Annotated in this window: 18 protein-coding genes; 4 read left to right on the top strand and 14 right to left on the bottom strand. The window is 66.5% G+C overall.

Annotated elements, in window-relative coordinates; genetic code table 11:
* Positions 1-221 precede the first annotated feature (221 nt).
* The 9 genes from M5E06_RS23545 to M5E06_RS23585 form a co-directional block, all read right to left on the bottom strand.
* A complete protein-coding gene (locus M5E06_RS23545; RefSeq protein ID WP_252140267.1) occupies positions 222-893 on the bottom strand; it encodes a hypothetical protein in 672 nt (223 codons plus the stop codon).
* Positions 894-950: 57 nt separating this feature from the next.
* A complete protein-coding gene (gene cydB / locus M5E06_RS23550; RefSeq protein ID WP_252140268.1) occupies positions 951-1,970 on the bottom strand; it encodes a cytochrome d ubiquinol oxidase subunit II in 1,020 nt (339 codons plus the stop codon).
* 5 nt (positions 1,971-1,975) lie between these two features.
* Complete coding sequence (locus M5E06_RS23555) at positions 1,976-3,373, bottom strand: cytochrome ubiquinol oxidase subunit I (RefSeq protein WP_252140269.1); 1,398 nt, start codon at positions 3,371-3,373, stop codon at positions 1,976-1,978.
* 209 nt (positions 3,374-3,582) lie between these two features.
* Positions 3,583-4,209 (bottom strand): MarC family protein, encoded by a 627-nt coding sequence (locus M5E06_RS23560; protein ID WP_252140270.1) that lies wholly within the window; start codon positions 4,207-4,209, stop codon positions 3,583-3,585.
* A gap of 66 nt (positions 4,210-4,275) precedes the next feature.
* Positions 4,276-4,968 (bottom strand): DUF2161 domain-containing phosphodiesterase, encoded by a 693-nt coding sequence (locus M5E06_RS23565; RefSeq protein WP_252140271.1) that lies wholly within the window; start codon positions 4,966-4,968, stop codon positions 4,276-4,278.
* A gap of 201 nt (positions 4,969-5,169) precedes the next feature.
* Positions 5,170-5,349, bottom strand: coding sequence for a type II toxin-antitoxin system CcdA family antitoxin (locus tag M5E06_RS35665; protein WP_286208936.1), 180 nt, complete (start codon positions 5,347-5,349; stop codon positions 5,170-5,172).
* Positions 5,349-7,502: a methylmalonyl-CoA mutase gene (scpA, locus tag M5E06_RS23575; protein ID WP_252140272.1), complete on the bottom strand. Its 2,154-nt coding sequence runs from the start codon at positions 7,500-7,502 to the stop codon at positions 5,349-5,351. Before scpA ends, M5E06_RS35665 begins: the two co-directional genes overlap by 1 nt.
* 145 nt (positions 7,503-7,647) lie before the next feature.
* On the bottom strand, positions 7,648-9,648 hold the full coding sequence (locus tag M5E06_RS23580; protein WP_252140273.1) for an acetyl-CoA carboxylase biotin carboxylase subunit: 2,001 nt from the start codon (positions 9,646-9,648) through the stop codon (positions 7,648-7,650).
* 11 nt (positions 9,649-9,659) lie between these two features.
* Positions 9,660-11,192, bottom strand: coding sequence for an acyl-CoA carboxylase subunit beta (locus tag M5E06_RS23585; RefSeq protein ID WP_109151733.1), 1,533 nt, complete (start codon positions 11,190-11,192; stop codon positions 9,660-9,662).
* A 231-nt stretch (positions 11,193-11,423) separates the two neighbouring features.
* Here M5E06_RS23585 and M5E06_RS23590 point away from each other — a divergent pair, with 231 nt between their 5' ends.
* Positions 11,424-12,884, top strand: a complete 1,461-nt coding sequence (locus M5E06_RS23590) for a helix-turn-helix domain-containing protein (protein WP_252140274.1) — start codon at positions 11,424-11,426, stop codon at positions 12,882-12,884.
* On the opposite strand, the gene M5E06_RS23595 is transcribed toward M5E06_RS23590, so the two are convergent.
* Positions 12,856-14,304, bottom strand: a complete 1,449-nt coding sequence (locus M5E06_RS23595; protein ID WP_252140275.1) for a diguanylate cyclase — start codon at positions 14,302-14,304, stop codon at positions 12,856-12,858. The genes M5E06_RS23590 and M5E06_RS23595 overlap by 29 nt on opposite strands.
* Positions 14,305-14,506: 202 nt before the next feature.
* Between M5E06_RS23595 and M5E06_RS23600 the strand changes: the two genes are divergently transcribed.
* Complete coding sequence (locus M5E06_RS23600; RefSeq protein ID WP_252140276.1) at positions 14,507-15,385, top strand: response regulator; 879 nt, start codon at positions 14,507-14,509, stop codon at positions 15,383-15,385.
* 13 nt (positions 15,386-15,398) lie between these two features.
* Here the strand turns inward: M5E06_RS23600 and M5E06_RS23605 are convergent, their stop codons facing one another.
* The 4 genes from M5E06_RS23605 to petA form a co-directional block, all read right to left on the bottom strand.
* On the bottom strand, positions 15,399-15,950 hold the full coding sequence (locus M5E06_RS23605; RefSeq protein WP_252140277.1) for a DUF924 family protein: 552 nt from the start codon (positions 15,948-15,950) through the stop codon (positions 15,399-15,401).
* Between the two features lie 114 nt (positions 15,951-16,064).
* Complete coding sequence (locus tag M5E06_RS23610) at positions 16,065-16,826, bottom strand: cytochrome c1 (RefSeq protein ID WP_252140278.1); 762 nt, start codon at positions 16,824-16,826, stop codon at positions 16,065-16,067.
* Positions 16,826-18,094, bottom strand: coding sequence for a cytochrome b (locus tag M5E06_RS23615; RefSeq protein ID WP_109151739.1), 1,269 nt, complete (start codon positions 18,092-18,094; stop codon positions 16,826-16,828). Before M5E06_RS23615 ends, M5E06_RS23610 begins: the two co-directional genes overlap by 1 nt.
* A gap of 28 nt (positions 18,095-18,122) precedes the next feature.
* Positions 18,123-18,692, bottom strand: a complete 570-nt coding sequence (petA, locus tag M5E06_RS23620; RefSeq protein WP_109151740.1) for a ubiquinol-cytochrome c reductase iron-sulfur subunit — start codon at positions 18,690-18,692, stop codon at positions 18,123-18,125.
* 272 nt (positions 18,693-18,964) lie between these two features.
* On the opposite strand from petA, the gene M5E06_RS23625 reads away from it, so the two are divergent.
* Complete coding sequence (locus M5E06_RS23625) at positions 18,965-19,447, top strand: tRNA (cytidine(34)-2'-O)-methyltransferase (protein ID WP_109151741.1); 483 nt, start codon at positions 18,965-18,967, stop codon at positions 19,445-19,447.
* Entirely contained in the window at positions 19,444-20,319 is an 876-nt protein-coding gene (hemF, locus tag M5E06_RS23630) for an oxygen-dependent coproporphyrinogen oxidase (RefSeq protein WP_252140279.1), read from the top strand. Before M5E06_RS23625 ends, hemF begins: the two co-directional genes overlap by 4 nt.
* Position 20,320: the final 1 nt, after the last annotated feature.

A 20,320-nucleotide genomic window follows, 5' to 3' on the forward strand; every position in this document is an offset into this window, starting at 1 on the left:
GTATTTCACCGACGTCGACTCTGTCACCAGATCGGCAGCGCGGGAAAGAGTTTCAAACGATTTGCAAAAGAGGCGCCAGCAATAGCCCCCTCCCCATCCCTCCCCCGCTTCGCGGGAGAGGGGGTAGGACGCTCGGTGACGTGGTATTATCGCGAAGCGGCGGAGTTCCCTCTCCCGCAAAGCGGGGGAGGGTTAGGGAGGGGGCATTCGAAGCCGAACCCTTACGCACTCCCCTCCGGCGTCATCGTCGCCAGCCCTCTATCCTGGCCACCATCCGCGCGCACCGACGCCAGCGTCAGCGCATGCCAGTAGAGGTCCAGCAGGGCCGCCGGCATGCCGCCTTCCTCATGGCCTTCCATCGGCAGGATGGCGGCGGCATGGGCCAGTGCGGCGGTGGCGGCGTTCGTGCTGCGCGACACCGCCTCGCCCAGCAGCCCCAGAGTCTGGCCCAACGCCGCGGCGTCGAAGCGCAGCAGGGCGGGCGGCACGGTGATCTGCGCCTCGCCCCCGCGCAGGCGGCCGACGGCGATGTAGACATGCAGCAGGTCGGGCCGCTCCTCCGGCCGCAGTAGGGCGGCGACGATGCGGTTGCCGGTCAGCGGGCCGGTGCCGTCGAACTCGTACATGGTGGCGCGTTCGCTCTGCCGGGTGGCGGCAAGGCCGGCGAGGCGGGCGGTCAGCGGCTCTCCCGCCCGGCGGTTGGCCTCGTCGAACAGGGCGGGGTGGCTGCCGCCCTCGCTCAGCACCACCAGCGGAGCATCGGTCGCTGCCGCGGCGGCCAGCAGACGGGCCAGCACGGCGAAGGGATCGGTGCCCGCTTCACCCGCTTCCGCTTCCAGCAGGCCGGCGCCGCGGCGCAGCATGGCCTCCGCAAAGCTGATGTCGATGTCCATGGCCGAGCCCTCCTCCCTGACGACGGAGCCCCTTTTAGGCCGGGCCGCCCCGTCCGCTCAATGGTAACCGAAGGCGCCCGTCACCTTTCCGCGGAAGATCCAGTAGGAATAGGCGGTGTAGCCCAGGATCGCCGGGATCAGGAAGGCCATGCCGACCAGCAGGAACACCTGCGTTTCCGGCGGGGCCGCGGCCTCCCACACGGTGACGCCCGGCGGGATCAGGTGCGGCCACAGGCTGATGGCGAGGCCGAGATAGGAGAGGGCGAACAGCGCCATCGACAGCACGAAGGGTGCCACGTCCCGGCTTTTGTCGATGGCCCGCCACAGGGCGACGGCCAGCACCGCCGTGAGGATGGGCACCGGCGACAGGAAGATCAGGTTGGGCATGGAGAACCAGCGCGCGGCGATCTGCGGCAGCAGGAAGGGCGTCCACAGGCTAACCACCGCCACGCCGACCAGAACCACCAGCATCAGCAGCCGCGCCATGCGGAAGCACCAGTCCTGCAACGGCCCGATGGTTCGCCAGATCAGCCATGTCGCCCCAAGCAGCGCATAGCCCACCACCAGCGCCGCCCCGCAGAACAGGCTGAAGGGCGACAGCCAGTGCAGCATGCCGCCGACGAACTGCCTCTCGTACACCGGAATCCCCTGGATGAAGGACCCCAGCACGACGCCCTGCGCGAAGGTCGCCAGCAGCGAGCCGAGGAAGAAGGAGCGGTTCCACCAATGCCGCCCCGCACGCGCCTTGAAGCGGAACTCGAAGGCGACGCCGCGGAAGATCAGCGCGATCAGCATGACCAGCAGCGGCAGGTACATCGCCGGCAGAACCACGGCATAGGCGATGGGAAAGGCCGCGAACAGCCCGGCCCCGCCCAGCACCAGCCAGGTCTCGTTGAAGTCCCAGACCGGCGCCACCGTGTTCATCATGGTGTCGCGGTCCTCCTCCGTCGGGGCGAAGGGATAAAGGATGCCGATGCCGAGGTCGAAGCCGTCCATCAGCACATACATAAACACCGCGAAGCCGACGATCCCGACCCAGATCAGGGTCAGCAGGCTTCCTTCCGCAATTTCCTGCATCGGGCTTACTCCGCCGCTTCGAGAGACTGGTCGGTGGCCGACAGCGGCCGTTTCGGGCTCTGCGCCTCCGGCGGCTGGGGGGCATCGTGGATGTGCGTCGGGCCGGTGCGCAGCAGGCGGATCAGGTAATAGGTGCCGGCGCCGTAGATGATGGTGTAGGCGACGACGAAGGACAGCAGCGAGATCAGCGCGGCCTCCGTCGTCAGCGACGGCGTGACTGCGTCGGCCGTTTTGAGATGGCCATAGACCACATAGGGCTGGCGCCCGATCTCGGTGGTGAACCAGCCGGCCAGGATGGCGACGAAGCCGATGGGCATGCAGCCGACCAGAATGCGGTAGAACCAGTCGCTGTTGTACAGCCGGCCGCGGAAACGCAGCACCAGATGAACCGCCGCGACCGTCAGCATCAACAGGCCGATGCCGACCATCAGGCGGAAGGTCCAGAAGATGATGCGCGGATCGGGGCGCTCGTCGGCCGGGAACTGCTTCAGGCCGGGCACCGTGCCGTTGAAGTCGTGGGTCAGGATCAGGCTGGACAGCGCGGGGATGCCGATCTCCAGATGGTTGGTTTCCTTCTCCACGTCGGGGATGGCGAACAGCACCAGCGGCGCGCGCGGGCCGCCTTCCCAATTGCCTTCCATCGCGGCGATCTTCGCCGGCTGGTATTCCAGCGTGTTCAGCCCATGCTCGTCGCCGAGGAAGATCTGCAAGGGCGCAAGGACAGTGATGAGGGCGAGCGCCATGCCGAGCCCCAGCTTCGCATGGTCGAAATGCCGGCGCTTCAGCAGGTAGAAGGCGCTGATGCCGGCGACGACGAAGCTGGTGGTCAGGAACATCGCCGTCACCATATGGGCGAGGCGATAGGGGAAGGACGGGTTGAACACCACCTGCCACCAGTCGGTGACGAAGTAACGGCCGTCCCTGATCTCGAAGCCGGCCGGGGTGTGCATCCAGCTGTTGGCCGACAGGATCCAGAAGGACGACAGCAACGTGCCCAGCGCCACCAGACAGGCCGCCATCAGGTGGATGCCGCGCGGCACCCGGTCGCGCCCGAACAGCAGGATGCCGAGGAAAGCGGCCTCGAGGAAGAAGGCGGTCACGACCTCGTACTGGATCAGCGGACCCAGCACGTTGCCCACCGTGTCGGACCAGCGGCTCCAGTTGGTGCCGAACTGATAGGACATGACGATGCCCGACACCACGCCCAGCCCGAAGGACAGCGCGAAGATCCGCGTCCAGAACTCCGACAGGCTGCGGTAGATGCCCTTGCCGGTGCCCACCCACAGCGCTTCCAGCAGCGCAATCCAGCAGGCAAGTCCCACGGTGAAGCTGGGGAACAGGATGTGGAAGGAGATCGTGAACGCGAACTGAATTCGCGACAGGATCAATGGATCGAGGTCCATGGCCGCCGCCTCTTTTGTTTGGGCGCGTGGATAGCCTTGCGCCGGGCGGAACCCGGCGCGGCTGTGGCAAGACCCCATGTAGGGTGAGTGATTGGGCCGGAAAGGGGACTAGTCTTTCGGGCTTGAGCAGGACTACGGGAAGCGGTAGCGAGGATGCGCTTTGTTGCGCGCACTGCCCCTTTGGACGATTTGGTCAGTGGGGCGGCGAATCAATGTGATGGATATACTGCGGTGATGCCGGAAATCACCGTCTGCGCGGCCAGTGCGGCAAGCACGATGCCCAGCACCCGGCTGACCGTGTGGATCACCGTGCGGCCCAGCAGCCGCCCGACCCGGTCGGCGCCCAGCAGGATCAGTGTCACCCCGCCGATCACCGTCGCCGCCGCACCCAGGACGCTGACCTGCCCCGCCACCGTGGTGCCGACACGGTCCATCAGCAGCAGGATGGAGGTGATGGCGCCCGGCCCGGCGATCAGCGGCACCGCCAGCGGGAAGACGGCGATGTCGTGTGCGTCCTCGTCGGTCATCGCCTCGCCGGTCGCGCGCTCCTTGCGTTCGGAACGCTTGGCGAACAGCATTTCGAAGGCGATCCAGAACAGCAGCGCGCCGCCGGCGATGCGGAAGGCCGGCATTTCGATCGACAGCGTCTGCAGCACGACCTTGCCGAAATAGGCGAAGAAGACCAGCACCACGAAGGCGATGGCGTTGCCGCGCAGCGCAATGATCCGCTTGTGCCGGTCGTCGAAGCCGCGGGTCAGCGCAATGAACAGCGGCACCAGCCCTGGCGGATCGACGACGACGAAAAAGACGACGAGATTGCTGATGTAGTCCGACAATGCGGGCTCCAGCCTGATGTGAACATGGAATTGCGGCACCGATCATAGGCTTGGCGGTGCGGGGTGTCACCCCTCGGCCAGCGCGTGGGCGAACGCATCCACCCCCTGCACGCCGGCCGGGGTCAGCGCGTAGGTGCCGCGCCCGACCCGCTCGAACCAGCCATAGACGTTGCGCAGCAGCATCGGCCCGACATCCTTCGGCGCCCCCGCCTTCCGCAGCGCCGCGACGGTCAGCGGCCCGTCGCGCAGCAGGCGGGCGATGCGCAGCGCGTCCTGGCGATAGGCGGTGACGATGGCGACGCGGGTGGACCCGCCCCGGTTGGGATCGCCGACCCGGCGGGCATGCTCCCCCAGCAGGCGGTGGGTGCGCTTCTTGTCCTTGCGCGGAGTATAGGGAACGGGATCGAGCAGCACGGTGACACGGCAGTCCTCCGCCAGCCCCGGATCGACCATCAGCAGGCCGAGACCCAGCCGGCGGCAGAGCTTCTTCACGTTGCTGTCGAGGGGGGACGGCCCGGTGGCCTTGCGCCCCGGCTGCGGCACGGCAAGATAGACGCTGTCGCTGATCGCCAGCCGGTCCACCCCCTGCAGCACGAGGTCGAGCGTGAAACGCTTCTTCAGTTCGACGATCACCGGCGGCTCGGAGCCACGCGTGGCGACGAGATCGCAGCCATGGATCTCCGCCTTCACGTCATAGCCCTGGGCTTCGAGGAAGGACTTTACAGGCGCGTAGAGGTCGGTTTCGGCGGTGACGGTCATTCGCCGGAGAGCCGCGAACTCACCTCTCCCCCCTGGGGAGAGGTCGGCCGGCGTCGCCGGCCGGGTGAGGGGGGCGGACCCTCGCCCGCTTGCGGGAGAGGGTGGCTGCGCAGCAGCCGGGTGAGGGACTGCGCGATGCTTGAGGAATCCTCGAAACGGTTCCCCCTCACCCCGACCCTCTCCCCGGGGGGGAGAGGGGGACTAGAACAGGCGCTTACCGTCGCCGAAGAGGCCGTACTTATCGACCAACTCATCGTAAGCCTTAAAGGCTTCACGGTTTTCCTCAGTCCAGCGTTGCTTCTCGGCTTCGGTCATACGCGCTCGCTTGCGGTATGCGCAAGCCTCCGAAGCCGAGGAGCCATGCCGATCTTCGGACGACATCAAGCCGCCGCCTTCTGCTTGCGCAGGATGCCCAGGATGTCGGACGCCGCCTTCGGGATGTTGGTGCCCGGCCCGTAGATCGCCGCAGCGCCCGCCTTGTAGAGGAAGTCGTAGTCCTGCGGCGGGATCACGCCGCCGCACACCACCAGGATGTCGCCGGCACCCTGCTTGCGCAGTTCCTCGATCAGTTGCGGCACCAGCGTCTTGTGCCCGGCGGCCTGGGACGACACGCCGATGACGTGGACGTCGTTCTCCACCGCCTGCCGCGCGGCCTCGTCCGGGGTCTGGAACAGCGGGCCGATGTCGACGTCGAAGCCGATGTCGGCGAAGCTGGTGGCGATCACCTTGGCGCCACGGTCGTGGCCGTCCTGGCCCATCTTCACCACCAGGATGCGCGGCCGGCGACCTTCGTCGGCGGCGAAGGACGCGACTTCCTCCTGGATCTTCTTGAAGCCCTCGTCGCCCTCATAGGCCGAACCATAAACGCCCGACACCGAGCGGATGACGGCGACATGGCGGGTGAAGGCCTTTTCCAGCGCGTCGGAGATTTCGCCGACGGTGGCGCGGGCGCGGGTCGCCTCGACCGACAGGGCCAGCAGGTTGCCGGTCTTCTCGGTGGCGGCCTTGGTCAATGCTGCCAGAGCCTCCTGGCACTTGGCCTCGTCGCGGCTGGCGCGGATCTGCTTCAGGCGGGCGATCTGCGCCTCGCGGACGGCAGTGTTGTCGATGTCCAGCACGTCCACCCCCTCGGGATTCTCCGGCCGGTACTTGTTGACGCCGACGATCACCTCTTCGCCGCGGTCGATGGCGGCCTGACGGCGGGCGGCGGCCTCCTCGATCAGCAGCTTGGGCATGCCGCTCTCGACCGCCTTGGTCATGCCGCCCATCTCCTCGACGCGGCCGATCAGCTCCAGCGCGGCGTTGGCGAGGCTGTGGGTCAGATGCTCGATGTAGTAGGAGCCGCCGAGCGGGTCGACCACCTTGGTGACACCGGCTTCCTCGGCGATGATCAGCTGGGTGTTGCGGGCAATGCGGGCGGAGAATTTGGTCGGCAGGCCCAGCGCCTCGTCGAAGGCGTTGGTGTGCAGCGACTGGGTGCCGCCCAGCACCGCGGCCATCGCCTCGATGGTGGTGCGGATGACGTTGTTGTAGGGGTCCTGCTCGGTCAGCGAGACACCGGAGGTCTGGCAGTGGGTGCGCAACGCCAGCGAGCGCGTATCCTTCGGCTGGAACTTCTCCTGCATCAGGGAGGACCACAGCAGGCGCGCGGCGCGCAGCTTGGCGATCTCCATGAAGAAATTCATGCCGATGGAGAAGAAGAAGGACAGGCGCGGCGCGAACTTGTCGACCGGCAGCCCCTTGGACATCGCGGCGCGGACATATTCGAGGCCGTCGGCGATGGTGAAGGCCAGCTCCTGCACCGCCGTCGCCCCGGCCTCCTGCATGTGATAGCCGGAGATCGAGATCGAGTTGAACTTCGGCATGTGCTGGGAGGTGTACTCGATGATGTCGGCGATGATCCGCATCGAGGGTTCGGGCGGGTAGATGTAGGTGTTGCGGACCATGAACTCCTTGAGGATGTCGTTCTGGATGGTCCCGCTCAGCTTGTCCTGGCTGACGCCCTGCTCTTCCGCCGCGACGATGTAGCCGGCCAGGATCGGCAGCACCGCGCCGTTCATCGTCATCGACACCGACATCTTGTCGAGCGGGATGTCGGCGAAGAGAACCTTCATGTCCTCGACGCTGTCGATCGCCACGCCGGCCTTGCCGACGTCGCCGACGACGCGCGGATGGTCGCTGTCATAGCCGCGGTGGGTGGCGAGGTCGAAGGCCACCGACAGGCCCATCTGGCCGGCCTTGAGGTTGGCCTTGTAGAAGGCGTTCGACTCCTCCGCGGTGGAGAAGCCGGCATATTGCCGGATGGTCCAGGGCTTCACCGCGTACATCGTGGCGCGCGGGCCGCGGGTGAAGGGCGGGAAGCCGGGCAGCGTGTCCAGCTCCATCCCTTCCAGGTCGGCGGCGGTGTAGAGCGCCTTGACGTCCAGCCCTTCCGGAGTCTTCCAGGTCAGCTTGGAAAGGTCGCCGTCGGCGCCGAGATCCTTGGCCGCCAGCTTGTCCCAATCGGCAAGGGTCTTCTTCGGGAACTCGGTCATCGACGCCTCCTGATGGCTTCTTATGGCGCTGGTAGGGTATCAGTGCGTTTCCTCCCGATGCACCCCCTTCCAACGGTCCCATGGACCATTGGAAGAGGGGCAAGGGGGTACGCTTCCTCTCGGTACTGTTCTTCTTATTATACGGTTACGCGAATTCCACGATCTTCTGATCGACCGCCAGGCTGCTGCCCGGGGCTGCGTGGATTTTCGCGACCGTTCCGTCCTGCGCGGCGCGCAGAATGTTTTCCATCTTCATGGCCTCGACCACGGCCAGCACCTCGCCGGCCTTGACCTCCTGGCCTTCCGACACCGCCAGCGACACCAGCAGGCCCGGCATCGGCGACAGCAGGAACTTCGACATGTCCGGCGGCGCCTTGACCGGCATCAGCGCGTCCAGCTTGGCCGCCTTCGGGGTCAGCACCTTGACGATCGCCTGCGAGCCGCTGTGGTGCAGGCGATAACCGACGCCGACGCGGTCGATCTGCACGCAGACATGCTCGCCGTTCACCGTGCCGCGGAACAGCGGCTCGCCGATCTGCCAGTCGCTCCACACCGTGTGGTGCTTGCCGTCGATGTCGACGGCGTAGCCGATGCGCTGCGGGCTGCCGTCGGCCGGGTGCAGATGCACCGGATGCTGCGTGCCGTCCAGCACCACCACCCAGTCGTCGCGCACCGTCACCTTGCTGCCGGGCAGCTTGCCGGAGATCTGGATGTCGCGGTCGTTCAGGCTGCGGTGGATCACCGCCGCCACCGCGATCAGCACCGCCGGGTCTTCCGGCGGCAGGTCGGAGGCGTGGAAGCCGTTCGGATATTCCTCGGCGATGAAGTTGGTGGTCAGCCGCCCGTCGACGAAGCGCTGGTTCGCCATCAGCGAGGCCAGGAACGGGATGTTGTGGCTGACGCCGCGGATGTAATACTGGTCCAGCGCCTCGCGCATGCCGGCGATCGCCGCGTCGCGCGTCGATCCCCAGGTGCAGAGCTTGGCGATCATCGGATCGTAATACATCGAGATCTCGCCGCCCTCGAACACGCCGGTGTCGACGCGGACATGCGGATCGGCGGCCGGCGGCTGGTAATGGGTCAGGCGGCCGGTGGAGGGCAGGAAGTTGCGGAAGGGATCCTCGGCATAGACGCGCGCCTCGACCGCCCAGCCGGTCAGCTTCACATCATCCTGGGTGATCGACAGCTTCTCGCCGTAGGCGACGCGGATCATCTGCTCGACGAGGTCGAGGCCGGTGATCAGCTCGGTGACCGGGTGTTCGACCTGAAGACGGGTGTTCATCTCCAGGAAGTAGAAGTTGCGCTCGGCGTCGACGATGAACTCGACAGTGCCGGCCGACTTGTACTGCACCGCGTTGGCCAGGGCCACCGCCTGCTCGCCCATCGCCTTGCGGGTGGCGGCGTCGAGGAACGGCGACGGCGCCTCTTCGATGACCTTCTGGTGGCGGCGCTGGATCGAGCATTCACGCTCGCCCAGATACAGGCAGGTGCCCTGCCCGTCGGCCAGAACCTGGATTTCGATGTGGCGCGGCTGCTGGATGTACTTCTCGACGAACACACGGTCGTCGGCGAAGCTGGAGCGCGCCTCGTTCTGGGCCGAGCGGAAGCCCTCGCGCGCCTCCTCGTCGTTCCAGGCGACGCGCATGCCCTTGCCGCCGCCGCCGGCCGAGGCCTTGATCATCACCGGATAGCCGATGTCGCGGGCGATGGTCACCGCCTCGCTGTCGTCGGCGATGACGCCGAGATAGCCGGGGACGGTGGAGACGCCGGCCGCCTTGGCCAGCTTCTTCGACTCGATCTTGTCGCCCATGGCCTGGATGGCGTGGGCGTCCGGACCGATGAAGGCGATGCCGGCGGCGGCCAGAGCCTCCTGGAACTCGCGCTTCTCCGACAGGAAGCCATAGCCGGGATGGACGGCCTGGGCGCCGGTCTTCTTGCAGGCATCGACGATGCGGTCGACCAGCAGATAGCTCTGCGCCGACGGGGCGGCGCCGATATGGACGGCCTCGTCGGCCATCTCGACATGCAGGGCGTTCTTGTCGGCGTCGGAATAGACCGCGACGGTCTTGATGCCCATGCGGCGTGCCGTGCGGATGACGCGGCAGGCGATCTCGCCACGGTTGGCGATGAGGATCTTCTCGAACATGCTGCCGGCCCTCACAGCGGAATGTTGTCGTGCTTGCGCCAGGGGTTCTGGAGCTGCTTGTTCTTGAGCATGGACAGCGCCTTCGTGATGCGGCGGCGGGTGCCGTGCGGCATGATGACGTCGTCGATGTAACCGCGCGAGGCGGCGACGAAGGGGTTGGCGAACTTCTGCTTGTACTCTTCCGTACGCGCTTCGATCTTCTCGGCGTCGCCGATGTCGCTGCGGAAGATGATCTCCACCGCGCCCTTGGCACCCATCACCGCGATTTCAGCCGACGGCCACGCATAGTTCAGGTCGCCGCGCAGATGCTTGGACGACATCACGTCGTACGCGCCGCCGTACGCCTTGCGGGTGATGACGGTCACCTTCGGCACGGTGGCCTCGGCGTACGCGTACAGCAGCTTGGCGCCGTGCTTGATGATGCCGCCGTACTCCTGCGACGTGCCGGGCATGAAGCCGGGGACGTCGACCAGGGTCAGGATCGGGATTTCGAAGGCGTCGCAGAAGCGGACGAAGCGCGCGGCCTTCTTGGAGCTGTCGATGTCCAGGCAGCCGGCCAGAACCATCGGCTGGTTGGCGACGATGCCGACCGTGGAGCCGTTCATGCGGGCGAAGCCGATGAGGATGTTCTTGGCGTATTCCGGCTGGAGTTCGAAGAAATCGCCCTCGTCCACGATCTTGAGGATCAGCTCCTTCATGTCGTAGGGCTTGTTCGGGTTCTCCGGCACCAGCGTGTCGAGCGAGAAGTCCTCGCGGTCGAGCGGGTCGCTGCAGGGGCGGACCGGCGCCTTCTCCCGGTTGGAGGACGGCAGGAAATCGACGAAGCGGCGCAGCTGCAGCAGCGCTTCGACATCGTTCTCGAAGGCCAGATCGGCCACGCCCGACTTGGTGGAGTGGGTGACGGCGCCGCCCAGCTCTTCCGCGGTCACGACCTCGTGGGTGACGGTCTTCACCACGTCCGGCCCGGTGACGAACATGTAGGAGCTGTCCTTCACCATGAAGATGAAGTCGGTCATGGCCGGCGAGTACACCGCACCGCCGGCGCACGGCCCCATGATGAGGGAAATCTGCGGGATGACGCCCGACGCATCGACGTTGCGCTGGAACACCTCGGCATAGCCGCCGAGCGAGGCGACACCCTCCTGGATGCGGGCGCCGCCCGAATCGTTCAGGCCGATGACCGGCGCGCCGACCTTCAGCGCCTGGTCCATGATCTTGCAAATCTTCTCGGCATGCGCTTCCGACAGCGCGCCGCCGAAGACCGTGAAGTCCTGGCTGAAGACGAAGACGAGGCGGCCGTTGACGGTGCCGTGGCCGGTGACCACGCCGTCGCCGGGGACCTTCTGGTTTTCCATGCCGAAGTCGATGCAGCGATGTTCGACGAACATGTCGAACTCCTCGAACGATCCTTCGTCGAGGAACAGCTCGATCCGCTCGCGCGCGGTCAGCTTGCCTTTGGCGTGCTGGCCGGCGATGCGCTTCTCACCGCCGCCCAGCCGCGCGGCGGCGCGCTTGGACTCCAACTTGGCCAGAATGTCTTGCATCGGGCGTTTCCAATCCTTGGCGTCGCAGTGACGGTCCCCGCTCCGGCGGCAAGCGACGCAATCATTCACCGGAACGCCGCGGATTATTCACAAACTTCGCAGCGCTTCAAACAGCCTCTTCGCAAAAAGGTGCGAAGTTGCGAAGCCCTTTGCAATTGCGGCTTTGCGCTTGCTAAGATTGCGAAGAACGGCGGATTTCCAAGGCCGTCGCCGGGGCGGGATTTTATACGCATGCAAAAGAAGCTATTCCTTGGCTACAAGCTGCGCCGCCTGCGCGAACAGCGCGGCCTGACCCAGGCCTCGCTGGCCAAGACTCTGGAGCTTTCGCCCAGCTATCTCAACCAGTTGGAGAACAACCAGCGCCCGCTGACCCTGCCGGTGCTGATGCGGATCGCCGCCATCTTCGAGCTGGAACTGTCCGCCTTCCTGGAGGATGAAGACAGTCGGCTGGTCTCCGACCTGCGCGAGGCGCTGGCCGATCCGCTGTTCGTCGGCGCGCCGCTGACCGCGGGCGAGTTGCGCAGCGTGGTGGGCTCCAGCCCGGAACTGGCCCGCCGGGTGCTCAGCCTGCATCAGGCCTATCAGAAGCTGCATGAGCGGGTGCAGTCGCTGGCCGACAGCCTGTCCAACCGCGAACCCAGCAGTCAAGAGGGCGACAACTTCGCCGGGCCACAATTTCCGTATGAAGAGGTGCGGGACTATTTCCACTATTGCAACAATTACATCGGCCCGCTGGACGAGGCGGCGGAACGGCTGTGGGATAGCGAGAAGATCCATTCCGGATCGCTGCTGAACGAGCTGGCCGCCTATCTGAAGCGCCGCCACGACGTGCGGGTGAAGATCGTCGCCGACGAGGCCGGCGAAACCGCCATGCGCAGCTACGACGCCACCACCGGGACGCTGCGGCTGTCGGCCTTGCTGACCAGCTCCAGCCGCGCCTTCCATATGGCAAACCAGATCGCGCAGCTGGAGTTCGGCGACCAGATCGACGAGCTGGTGGATCAGGCGAAATTCTCCAGCGAGGACGCGCGGTCGATCTGCCGGGTCGGGCTCGCGAATTACTTCGCCGGGGCGCTGGTTCTGCCCTACCGCGCCTTCGCGGCGCAGGCCCGCGCCTTGCGCCACGATGTGGAGCAACTGCAAAGCCGCTTCTCCGCCAGTTTCGAGCAGGTCTGCCACCGGCTGTCCACCCTGCAGCGGCCGGGGGCACGCGGCCTGCCCTTCTATTTCGTGCGGGTCGACATGGCCGGCAACATCACCAAGCGCCATTCGGCGACCCGCTTCCACTTCGCCCGCTTCGGCGGCGCCTGCCCGTTGTGGAACGTGCACGAGGCCTTCGCCCAGCCCGGCAAGATCCTGGTGCAGTTCGCCCAGATGCCCGACCGCACCGCCTATATCAGCATCGCCCGCACGGTGACCAAGCGCGGCGGCGCCTATCTGAAGCCGTCACGCCAGTTCGCCGTCGGGCTGGGCTGCGAGGCAAGCCACGCGCCGGAGTTGGTCTATGCCGCCGGCATCGACATCACCGACATGAAGGCGGCGGTGCCGATCGGCGTGAACTGCCGCCTGTGCGAGCGCACCGATTGCCAGCAGCGCGCCTTCCCGCCGATCGGCAGCGAATTGCGGGTGAACGAGCATCACCGCAGCTTCGTGCCCTATCTGTTCAACCCGCCGGACACACGGTCCGGCTGACCTTCGCGCCGGTCGGGACCGCCTCGCCCCCGTCGCCATCGTCACCCCGGTCGAGAACGACCCGGTCACGCCCTTCGCCCTTGGCCCGGTACAGCGCATTGTCGGCGCGGATCAGCAGGCGGTCGATGCCGTCGCCGTCCCGGAAGCCGGCGACGCCGAAACTGCCGGTCTGCCGGTGGCCGTTGGGGAAGCCATAGGCGCGCATGGTCCGCCGCAACCGCTCGGCAAGCGCAAACGCGGCTTCCAGGCTGGTCTCCGGGCAGAGGATCAGGAATTCCTCGCCACCCCAGCGGCCGACCGTGTCGGTCGACCGCAGCGCGTCGCGGGCCAGACCGGCGAATTCGACCAGGACCTGATCGCCGAAAACATGGCCGTAGCGGTCGTTGACCTGCTTGAAATGGTCCAGATCGATGAGGATGATCGACATCGGCCTGCCATAGCGGACAGCCCGCTCCATTTCCGAACGGCAGACGTCGTTCAGGTGGCTGCGGTTGGCAAGGCCGGTCAATACGTCGGTGCGCGACTGCACCCGCAGCCGCTCGTTCACCCGCATCAGCTTGACGATCCAGAACAGGCTGGTCAAAATGACCGCCGCCGGAATGGCCAACAGCTTCGCCAGCGTCCACGGATCGAGCGGCGACTGGACCTGAATGGCGACATGCCGATTGGCGATGACGGTACGCTCCGCGGTCGAGATCGTCCGAACCCCGCGGTCGAGGGTGGCCAGAAGTTCCGGCTCGTCCCGGCGCACGCCGATCCGCAGCAGATTCTCATAACCCGGCAGATGGCCCGCAACCTTCAGGTTGAACCAGCCGGCCGTCTTGATGGTGTAGACGGCGACCGTCAGCGATCTCAGCGTCATGTCGGCCTTGCCGCGGGAAACCATGGCAAATGCCTCGGCCTCGGTGTCGACCAGGACGATGCGGAGGTTGGGGAAATCGCGCCGCACCCTCTCTTCGATCGACGTGCCCTTGGGAAGCACCATCGTCTCGCCGCTGAGCCCGGCGAGATCGGCGACATAGTCGTGACCCTCCCGCGTCACCAGCACATTGGGATCGACGAACAGCGGTTCGGTGAAGGCCAGCCACTCCTCGCGCGTCGGCGTGCGATTCAGAAAGCTGAGGAAGCGGCAACGCCCGTCACGCGCCGCCGCCATGCTTTCCTCCCAATCACGGGTCGGCAGGACACGCAGTTCCACCCCGGAGCGTTGCGAAACCAGGGACAGCAGGTCCGCGGCGATTCCCTGGTGCTTTCCGTCGGCGGTGATCGATTCGTAGGGCGGCCAGTCCGGATCGGTGCAATAGGGAATCGCCTCGCCGCCATGCGCCGCCACACTGACCAGCAGCTGTACCGGAACCGCAAGCGCCGCCAGGAGGTGCCGCAGTCGGCCCAACGGTCGCCCGGACATCGATTCTGCCATAGAGCCACTTCTCCGGCGTCGGCCTGCCTACCCAGGTATTTCGCGGCAGGATAACGCGCTTCCTGGATCAGGGCTTGCTAAATGATGCTCCGCTGGCCCGTAACTTGCTGAGAATGGGTCGCAAGATCGGCCGGAGCGCTGACCTCGGTCGTTTTCCGGCCCGATCGCTGCAAGCTGCGTCGCATTTTGCCAATGGCGGGCCATGGACGGTGACAATCTGCATCACGCCCCCAACCGGCGGGGGACGGCCTTCGCACCCGAAGCGCTGGCCCGCATGCTGTCGGTATCGACCGCGGCCCTGGCCCAGGGACGCGGCATCGCCCTGGACGTGAGCGTGCTGAGCGGCATGCCGCCGCGGCTGGTGGGCGATGCGGAAACCGCAGGCGCGCTGTGCAACGCGCTGGCCGCCAGCGCCATCGCCAATGCCGGCCCCGGCCGGCTGGATGTCCGCCTGTCGGCCCTGCCGGCGGGGGATGAGCGCGTCACCCTACGGGCCGAGCTGAGCGGATGCTTCGACAGCCATGGCGAGACCGGCTTCGGCCAGGAACTCGCCCGGCGCCTGCTGGCGGCGCTGGGCGCCCAGATGACGGTGGAACACCATGCCGACGGGATGCGGCGGGCGGTGCTGGACATGCCGGTCGCCCTGCCCTCCCGCACCACCGACGCCGAGCGGCTGATGAGCTGGGCACGCGCACGCGGCGGCCGGCTGCTGGTGGTGGACGACAGCGCCACCAACCGCATGGTGGTCGCCGGGCTGCTCGCCAAAGCGGGATTCTCGGTCGAAACCGCCAATGGCGGAGCGGAAGCGGTGGAGGCCGTCGCCCAGGCGCCGGTTCCGCCCGAAGCGGTGCTGATGGATGTCGCCATGCCCGACATGGACGGGGTGACGGCGACCGCCACCATCCGCCGGCTGGGCGACGGGCGGGGCCGCATCCCGATCATCGCCGTCACCGCCAACGCCCAGCCGGAAGACCGCATCCGCTGCCTGTCCGCCGGGATGAACGACTATCTGACCAAGCCGGTGCGGCGCGCCGACCTGCTGGGCGCCCTGGAACGCTGGCTGGCGCCACCACCGGCCTGAGGAACCGTCCTCATCAGAAGGACGAGTCCGGCTCCGTCAGGAAGGCTTCCTCTTCGGGCGTGCTGGCACGGCCGAGGATGGCGTTGCGGTGGGGGAAGCGGCCGAAGTGCTGGATGATCTCGCGGTGCCGCCGGGCATAGCGTACCGTCGTCTCGTCGCCCACCCGCTCGGCGAACAGGGCGACGGAGCGGTCCTGGCTCGCCATGTCCTCGTGATGCTCGAAGGGCAGGTAGAGGAAGATCCGCTCGTCGGTCGTGCATTCCAGGTCGAAGCCGTTGGCGACGGCATGGTCGCTGACGCCCCGCGCCTTGCCGTCGGTGGCGAAGGCGCGCGGATCGTTGCGGAACATGTTGCGCGGCACCTGATCCAGCAGCACGCACAGCGCGATGCAACCGTCGACATCCTCCATCCAATGATCGTATGCGCCGCGCGCCGCGGCCTCGTAATGCGGGCCCAGCGTATCGGCGACCGCCCGGTCGAAGCTGGCCGATTTGCGGAACCAATAGGGCTTCATCGCCTCGTCGAACCAGAAATCGACGATCTCGTCGATCAGCGTGTCCACCATCGTTCTCTCCACCCCTGCGTCTGACGCCCGAAGAGCTTATACCCCCAAACAGGAACAGGGCGCCCAACGGGGCGCCCTGTCCAGGTCTCACATCACCTCACCGAACCGTCAGGCTCAGTGCAGCGTGCTCCACAGCTTGCGCTTGGCGGCATACATCAGGCCGGCCAGCACCAGCAGGAACAGGATGACCTTGACGCCCATCTGCTTGCGGGCATCCAGGTGCGGTTCCGCGGCGAAGGTCAGGAAGGTCGCCACGTCGTGCGCCTGCTGCTCCACCGTCGCCTTGGTGCCGTCGGCGAAGGTGACGCCGTCGGGCTGCAGGATGTTCGGCATGCCGACCTGATGGCCGGGGAACACCTTGTTGTAGTTCATGCCGTCCATCAGATGGACGTCGGCCGGCGGCTCCTCGAAGCCGGTCAGGAAGGCGTAGACGTAATCCTCGCCACCCACACGGGCCTTGGCCATCAGCGACAGGTCCGGCGGCAGCGCGCCGTTGTTCGCCACGCGGGCGGCCTGGTCGTTCGGGAACGGAGCCGGGAAATGGTCGGCCGGGGTGCCCGGACGCATGAACATCTCACCCGCATCGTTCGGGCCGGCCTGCACCTCATAGCCGGCGGCGAGCGCCTTCAGCTCGTCTTCCTTGAAGCCGATGCCGGCCAGCGTGCGGATCGGCACCAGATTCATGGAGTGGCAGGCCGAGCAGACTTCCTTGTAGATCTGGAAGCCGCGCTGCGCCGCCGCCTTGTCGATGGTGCCGAAGATGCCGGAATGCGGCCAGCTCTGCTTGGGGATGTGTATGCCTTCGGCAGCCTGCGCGGCCCCGGCGATGCCGAGCGCCAGCGCCGCCGAAAGGATTGCAGTCTTCAACGCGCGCATCAGGCCTTCTCCATCGGCTTGGCATGGGCGCCGGCGGCGATGCCACCACCGCCCTTCAGAACGGACTCGGAGATGCTGGTGGGAAGCGGAGGCGTACGCTCCAGCTTGCCCAGCAACGGCAGCAGAATCAGGAAGTGGAAGAAGTAGTAGGCGGTGCCGATACGCGCGATCAGCAGCCAGGAGCCCTCGGCCGGCTGCGAACCGGCATAGCCCAGGATCAGGGCGTCGATCGCCAGGATCCAGAAGAACTGGCGGTAGACCGGGCGGAACTTGCAGCTGCGGATCTTGGAACGGTCGAGCCACGGCAGGAAGGCCAGCAGCGCGATCGAGCCGAACATCGCCAGCACGCCGCCCAGCTTGTCCGGGATCGCGCGCAGCATGGCGTAGAAGGGCAAGAAGTACCATTCCGGCACGATGTGCGCCGGGGTCACCAGCGGGTTGGCCGGAATGTAGTTGTCCGGATGGCCCATGTAGTTCGGCATGAAGAACACGAACACCGCGTAGATGATCAGGAAGATCACCACGGCGAAGCCGTCCTTGACCGTCACGTACGGGTTGAACGGGACGGTGTCCTGCGGACCCTTGGGTTCGATGCCGAGCGGGTTGTTCGAACCGCAGACATGCAGCGCCGCCGTGTGCAGGATCACCAGACCCAGCAGGACGAAGGGCAGCAGGAAATGCAGCGCGAAGAAGCGGTTCAGCGTCGGGTTATCGACCGAGAAACCGCCCCACAGCAGCGTGACGATGGGATCGCCGACGATCGGGAAGGCGGAGAACAGGTTCGTGATGACGGTGGCGCCCCAGAAGCTCATCTGGCCCCAGGGCAGCACATAGCCCATGAAGGCGGTGCCCATCATGACGAGGAAGATGATGACGCCCAGGATCCACAGGATTTCGCGCGGCGCCTTGTAGGAGCCGTAATACATGCCGCGGAACATGTGGATGTAGACGGCGATGAAGAACATCGACGCGCCGTTGGCGTGCACATAGCGCAGCAGCCAGCCGTAATTCACGTCGCGCATGATGCGCTCGACCGAAGTGAAGGCCAGCGAGGTGTGCGACGAGTACTGCATCGCCAGGAACAGGCCGCTGGCGATCATGATGACCAGCATGATGCCGGCAATGGCACCGAACGCCCACAGATAGTTGACGTTCCGCGGCATCGGGTAGTGGTTGTACTCGTGATCCAGCATCGTGAAGATCGGCAGGCGGCTGTCGATCCAGTTCACGACCGGATTCTTGAACTTGGTGGCTTGAACCTGAGCCATCTCGGGGTCTCCAGAACCGTTGGGCCGCTTAACCGAGCCGGATCTTGGTATCGCCGGTGAAGGCGTACGTCGGAAGGACAAGGTTGGCGGGGGCCGGGCCCTTGCGGATGCGCCCAGCGGTGTCGTAGTGCGAGCCGTGGCAGGGGCAGAACCACCCACCATAGTCGCCGCGCGGATCGGTGACCTTCTGCCCGAGCGGCACACAGCCCAGATGCGTGCAGATGCCGATGACGATCAGCCATTCCGGCTTCTTCACGCGGGCATCGTCGGCAACCGGGTCGCGCAGGTCGTTCAGATTGACTTCCTTGGCGGACTCGATCTCTTCGGCGGTGCGGTGGCGGACAAAGACAGGCTTTCCGCGCCAGGTGACCGTGATCGCCTGGCCGACGGCCACGGGGGCCAGATCGACGTCGATGGAGGCGAGCGCCAGGGTGTCGGCTGCCGGGTTCAGGCTGTCGATGAAGGGCCAAGCCGCCGAGGCCGCCCCGACGACGCCGACCGCACCGGTGGCAAGATACAGAAAATCGCGGCGGGAACCCCCCTCGCCGCCGGAGGCCGCGTGGCCACCCGTCCCGGGCGGATGCGTGGTCTGAGCCATAAGCCTGTTTCTCCTCAAGGCATGCCCGACGCCCTTTGCCCGCGCCGGACGACCGATGGACCGTAATACTGCAAGACGCGGTTAGCCCGCCCGCCGGAAGGAAAATCCTCAGGCATGCCGCGTCCGTCCGGAGTGGGTATCTCCGGATTCAGACCTGCGGTATACCGTCGCGTCGACATCTTGAAAAGTCCTTGGCCGGGGGACAATTTGTCGCGTGTGCGAAGGGCAAGAACATTTGTATGCAAAACAAACACTTCGAAGCAAGGCCCGCGTTGCGCCTTGTGCTGTTCGAACCCGACATTCCGCAGAATGCGGGGACCCTGATGCGACTCGCGGCGGGGCTCGGCGTCGCGCTCGACCTGATCGAACCCTGCGGCTTCGTGCTGGATGACCGCCGGTTGCGGCGCGCCGGGATGGACTATCTGGACCATCTGGACTGGGTACGGCACAGCTCGTGGTCCGCATACCGCGCGGCGCCGCAGGCCGGGCGGCTGGTGCTGCTGACCACGCGGGCGGCGATTCCCTACACCGATTTCCGCTTCGCCCCCGGCGACCGCATCCTGGTCGGCCGCGAGAGCGCCGGAGTGCCCGACGAGGTGCATGACGCCGCCGACGCCCGGCTGGTGATCCCGATGGTGCCGCCCGCCCGCTCCTTGAACGTTGCGGTCAGCGCCGCGATGGTGTTGGGTGAGGCCTTGCGGCAGACTGCCGCCGCAGGTCTCCAGACCCTCTCTGCACAGCCGGAAACGCCATGACAGCCGACCCCAGCACCGTCGAAGACCGCAAGGCCCGCGCCGCCGCCTGGTTCCAGGAGCTGCGCGACCGCATCTGCGCCGCCTTCGAGATGCTGGAGGACGAGCTGACCGGCACCCATGCCGACCTGCCCCCCGGCCGGTTCGAGCGCAAGAGCTGGGCTCGGCCGGATCATGGAGGCGGCGAGGGCGGCGGCGGCACCATGTCGGTGATGAAGGGCCGGGTGTTCGAGAAGGTCGGGGTCAACATCTCGACCGTTCACGGCACCTTCAGCCCGGAATTCCGCGCCAACATCCCCGGTGCGGCCGAGACCGGCGCGTTCTGGGCATCGGGGATCAGTCTGGTGGCGCACATGCGCTCGCCGCTGGTGCCGGCGACGCACATGAACACACGCCACATCGTGACGACCAAGGGCTGGTTCGGCGGCGGCGCCGACCTGACGCCGATGATCCCGGACGACCGGGATACCGCCGATTTCCATGCCGGTCTGCGCGCCGCCTGCGACCGCCACGACCCGGACTATTATCCGCGCTACAAGGAGTGGTGCGACCGCTATTTCTACCTGCCCCACCGGGACGAGGCGCGCGGCGTCGGCGGCATCTTCTTCGACAATCTCGAGTCGGGCGACTGGGAGGCCGACTTCGCCTTCACACGCGACGTCGGCACCGCCTTCCTCGACACCTACGTCGCCCTGGTCCGCCGGCACATGAACCGGCCCTGGACCGCCGAGCAGCGCGAGCACCAGCTGGTCCGCCGCGGCCGGTACGTCGAGTTCAACCTGCTTTACGACCGCGGCACCACCTTCGGCCTGAAGACCGGCGGCAACACCGAGGCGATCCTGATGAGCCTCCCGCCGGAAGTGAAGTGGCCGTGAC

The organism is Azospirillum sp. A1-3, assembly GCF_023806445.1.
Classification (GTDB): domain Bacteria; phylum Pseudomonadota; class Alphaproteobacteria; order Azospirillales; family Azospirillaceae; genus Azospirillum.

What these genes read in the sequence shown, in the direction of transcription:
- M5E06_RS23545 (WP_252140267.1), bottom strand. Translation starts at nt 893, where the DNA reads ATGGACATCGACATCAGCTTTGCGGAGGCCATGCTGCGCCGCGGCGCC.
- cydB (WP_252140268.1), bottom strand. Translation starts at nt 1,970, where the DNA reads ATGCAGGAAATTGCGGAAGGAAGCCTGCTGACCCTGATCTGGGTCGGG.
- M5E06_RS23555 (WP_252140269.1), bottom strand. Translation starts at nt 3,373, where the DNA reads ATGGACCTCGATCCATTGATCCTGTCGCGAATTCAGTTCGCGTTCACG.
- M5E06_RS23565 (WP_252140271.1), bottom strand. Translation starts at nt 4,968, where the DNA reads ATGACCGTCACCGCCGAAACCGACCTCTACGCGCCTGTAAAGTCCTTC.
- M5E06_RS35665 (WP_286208936.1), bottom strand. Translation starts at nt 5,349, where the DNA reads ATGTCGTCCGAAGATCGGCATGGCTCCTCGGCTTCGGAGGCTTGCGCA.
- scpA (WP_252140272.1), bottom strand. Translation starts at nt 7,502, where the DNA reads ATGACCGAGTTCCCGAAGAAGACCCTTGCCGATTGGGACAAGCTGGCG.
- M5E06_RS23580 (WP_252140273.1), bottom strand. Translation starts at nt 9,648, where the DNA reads ATGTTCGAGAAGATCCTCATCGCCAACCGTGGCGAGATCGCCTGCCGC.
- M5E06_RS23585 (WP_109151733.1), bottom strand. Translation starts at nt 11,192, where the DNA reads ATGCAAGACATTCTGGCCAAGTTGGAGTCCAAGCGCGCCGCCGCGCGG.
- M5E06_RS23590 (WP_252140274.1), top strand. Translation starts at nt 11,424, where the DNA reads ATGCAAAAGAAGCTATTCCTTGGCTACAAGCTGCGCCGCCTGCGCGAA.
- M5E06_RS23595 (WP_252140275.1), bottom strand. Translation starts at nt 14,304, where the DNA reads ATGGCAGAATCGATGTCCGGGCGACCGTTGGGCCGACTGCGGCACCTC.
- M5E06_RS23600 (WP_252140276.1), top strand. Translation starts at nt 14,507, where the DNA reads ATGGACGGTGACAATCTGCATCACGCCCCCAACCGGCGGGGGACGGCC.
- M5E06_RS23605 (WP_252140277.1), bottom strand. Translation starts at nt 15,950, where the DNA reads ATGGTGGACACGCTGATCGACGAGATCGTCGATTTCTGGTTCGACGAG.
- M5E06_RS23610 (WP_252140278.1), bottom strand. Translation starts at nt 16,826, where the DNA reads ATGCGCGCGTTGAAGACTGCAATCCTTTCGGCGGCGCTGGCGCTCGGC.
- M5E06_RS23615 (WP_109151739.1), bottom strand. Translation starts at nt 18,094, where the DNA reads ATGGCTCAGGTTCAAGCCACCAAGTTCAAGAATCCGGTCGTGAACTGG.
- petA (WP_109151740.1), bottom strand. Translation starts at nt 18,692, where the DNA reads ATGGCTCAGACCACGCATCCGCCCGGGACGGGTGGCCACGCGGCCTCC.
- hemF (WP_252140279.1), top strand. Translation starts at nt 19,444, where the DNA reads ATGACAGCCGACCCCAGCACCGTCGAAGACCGCAAGGCCCGCGCCGCC.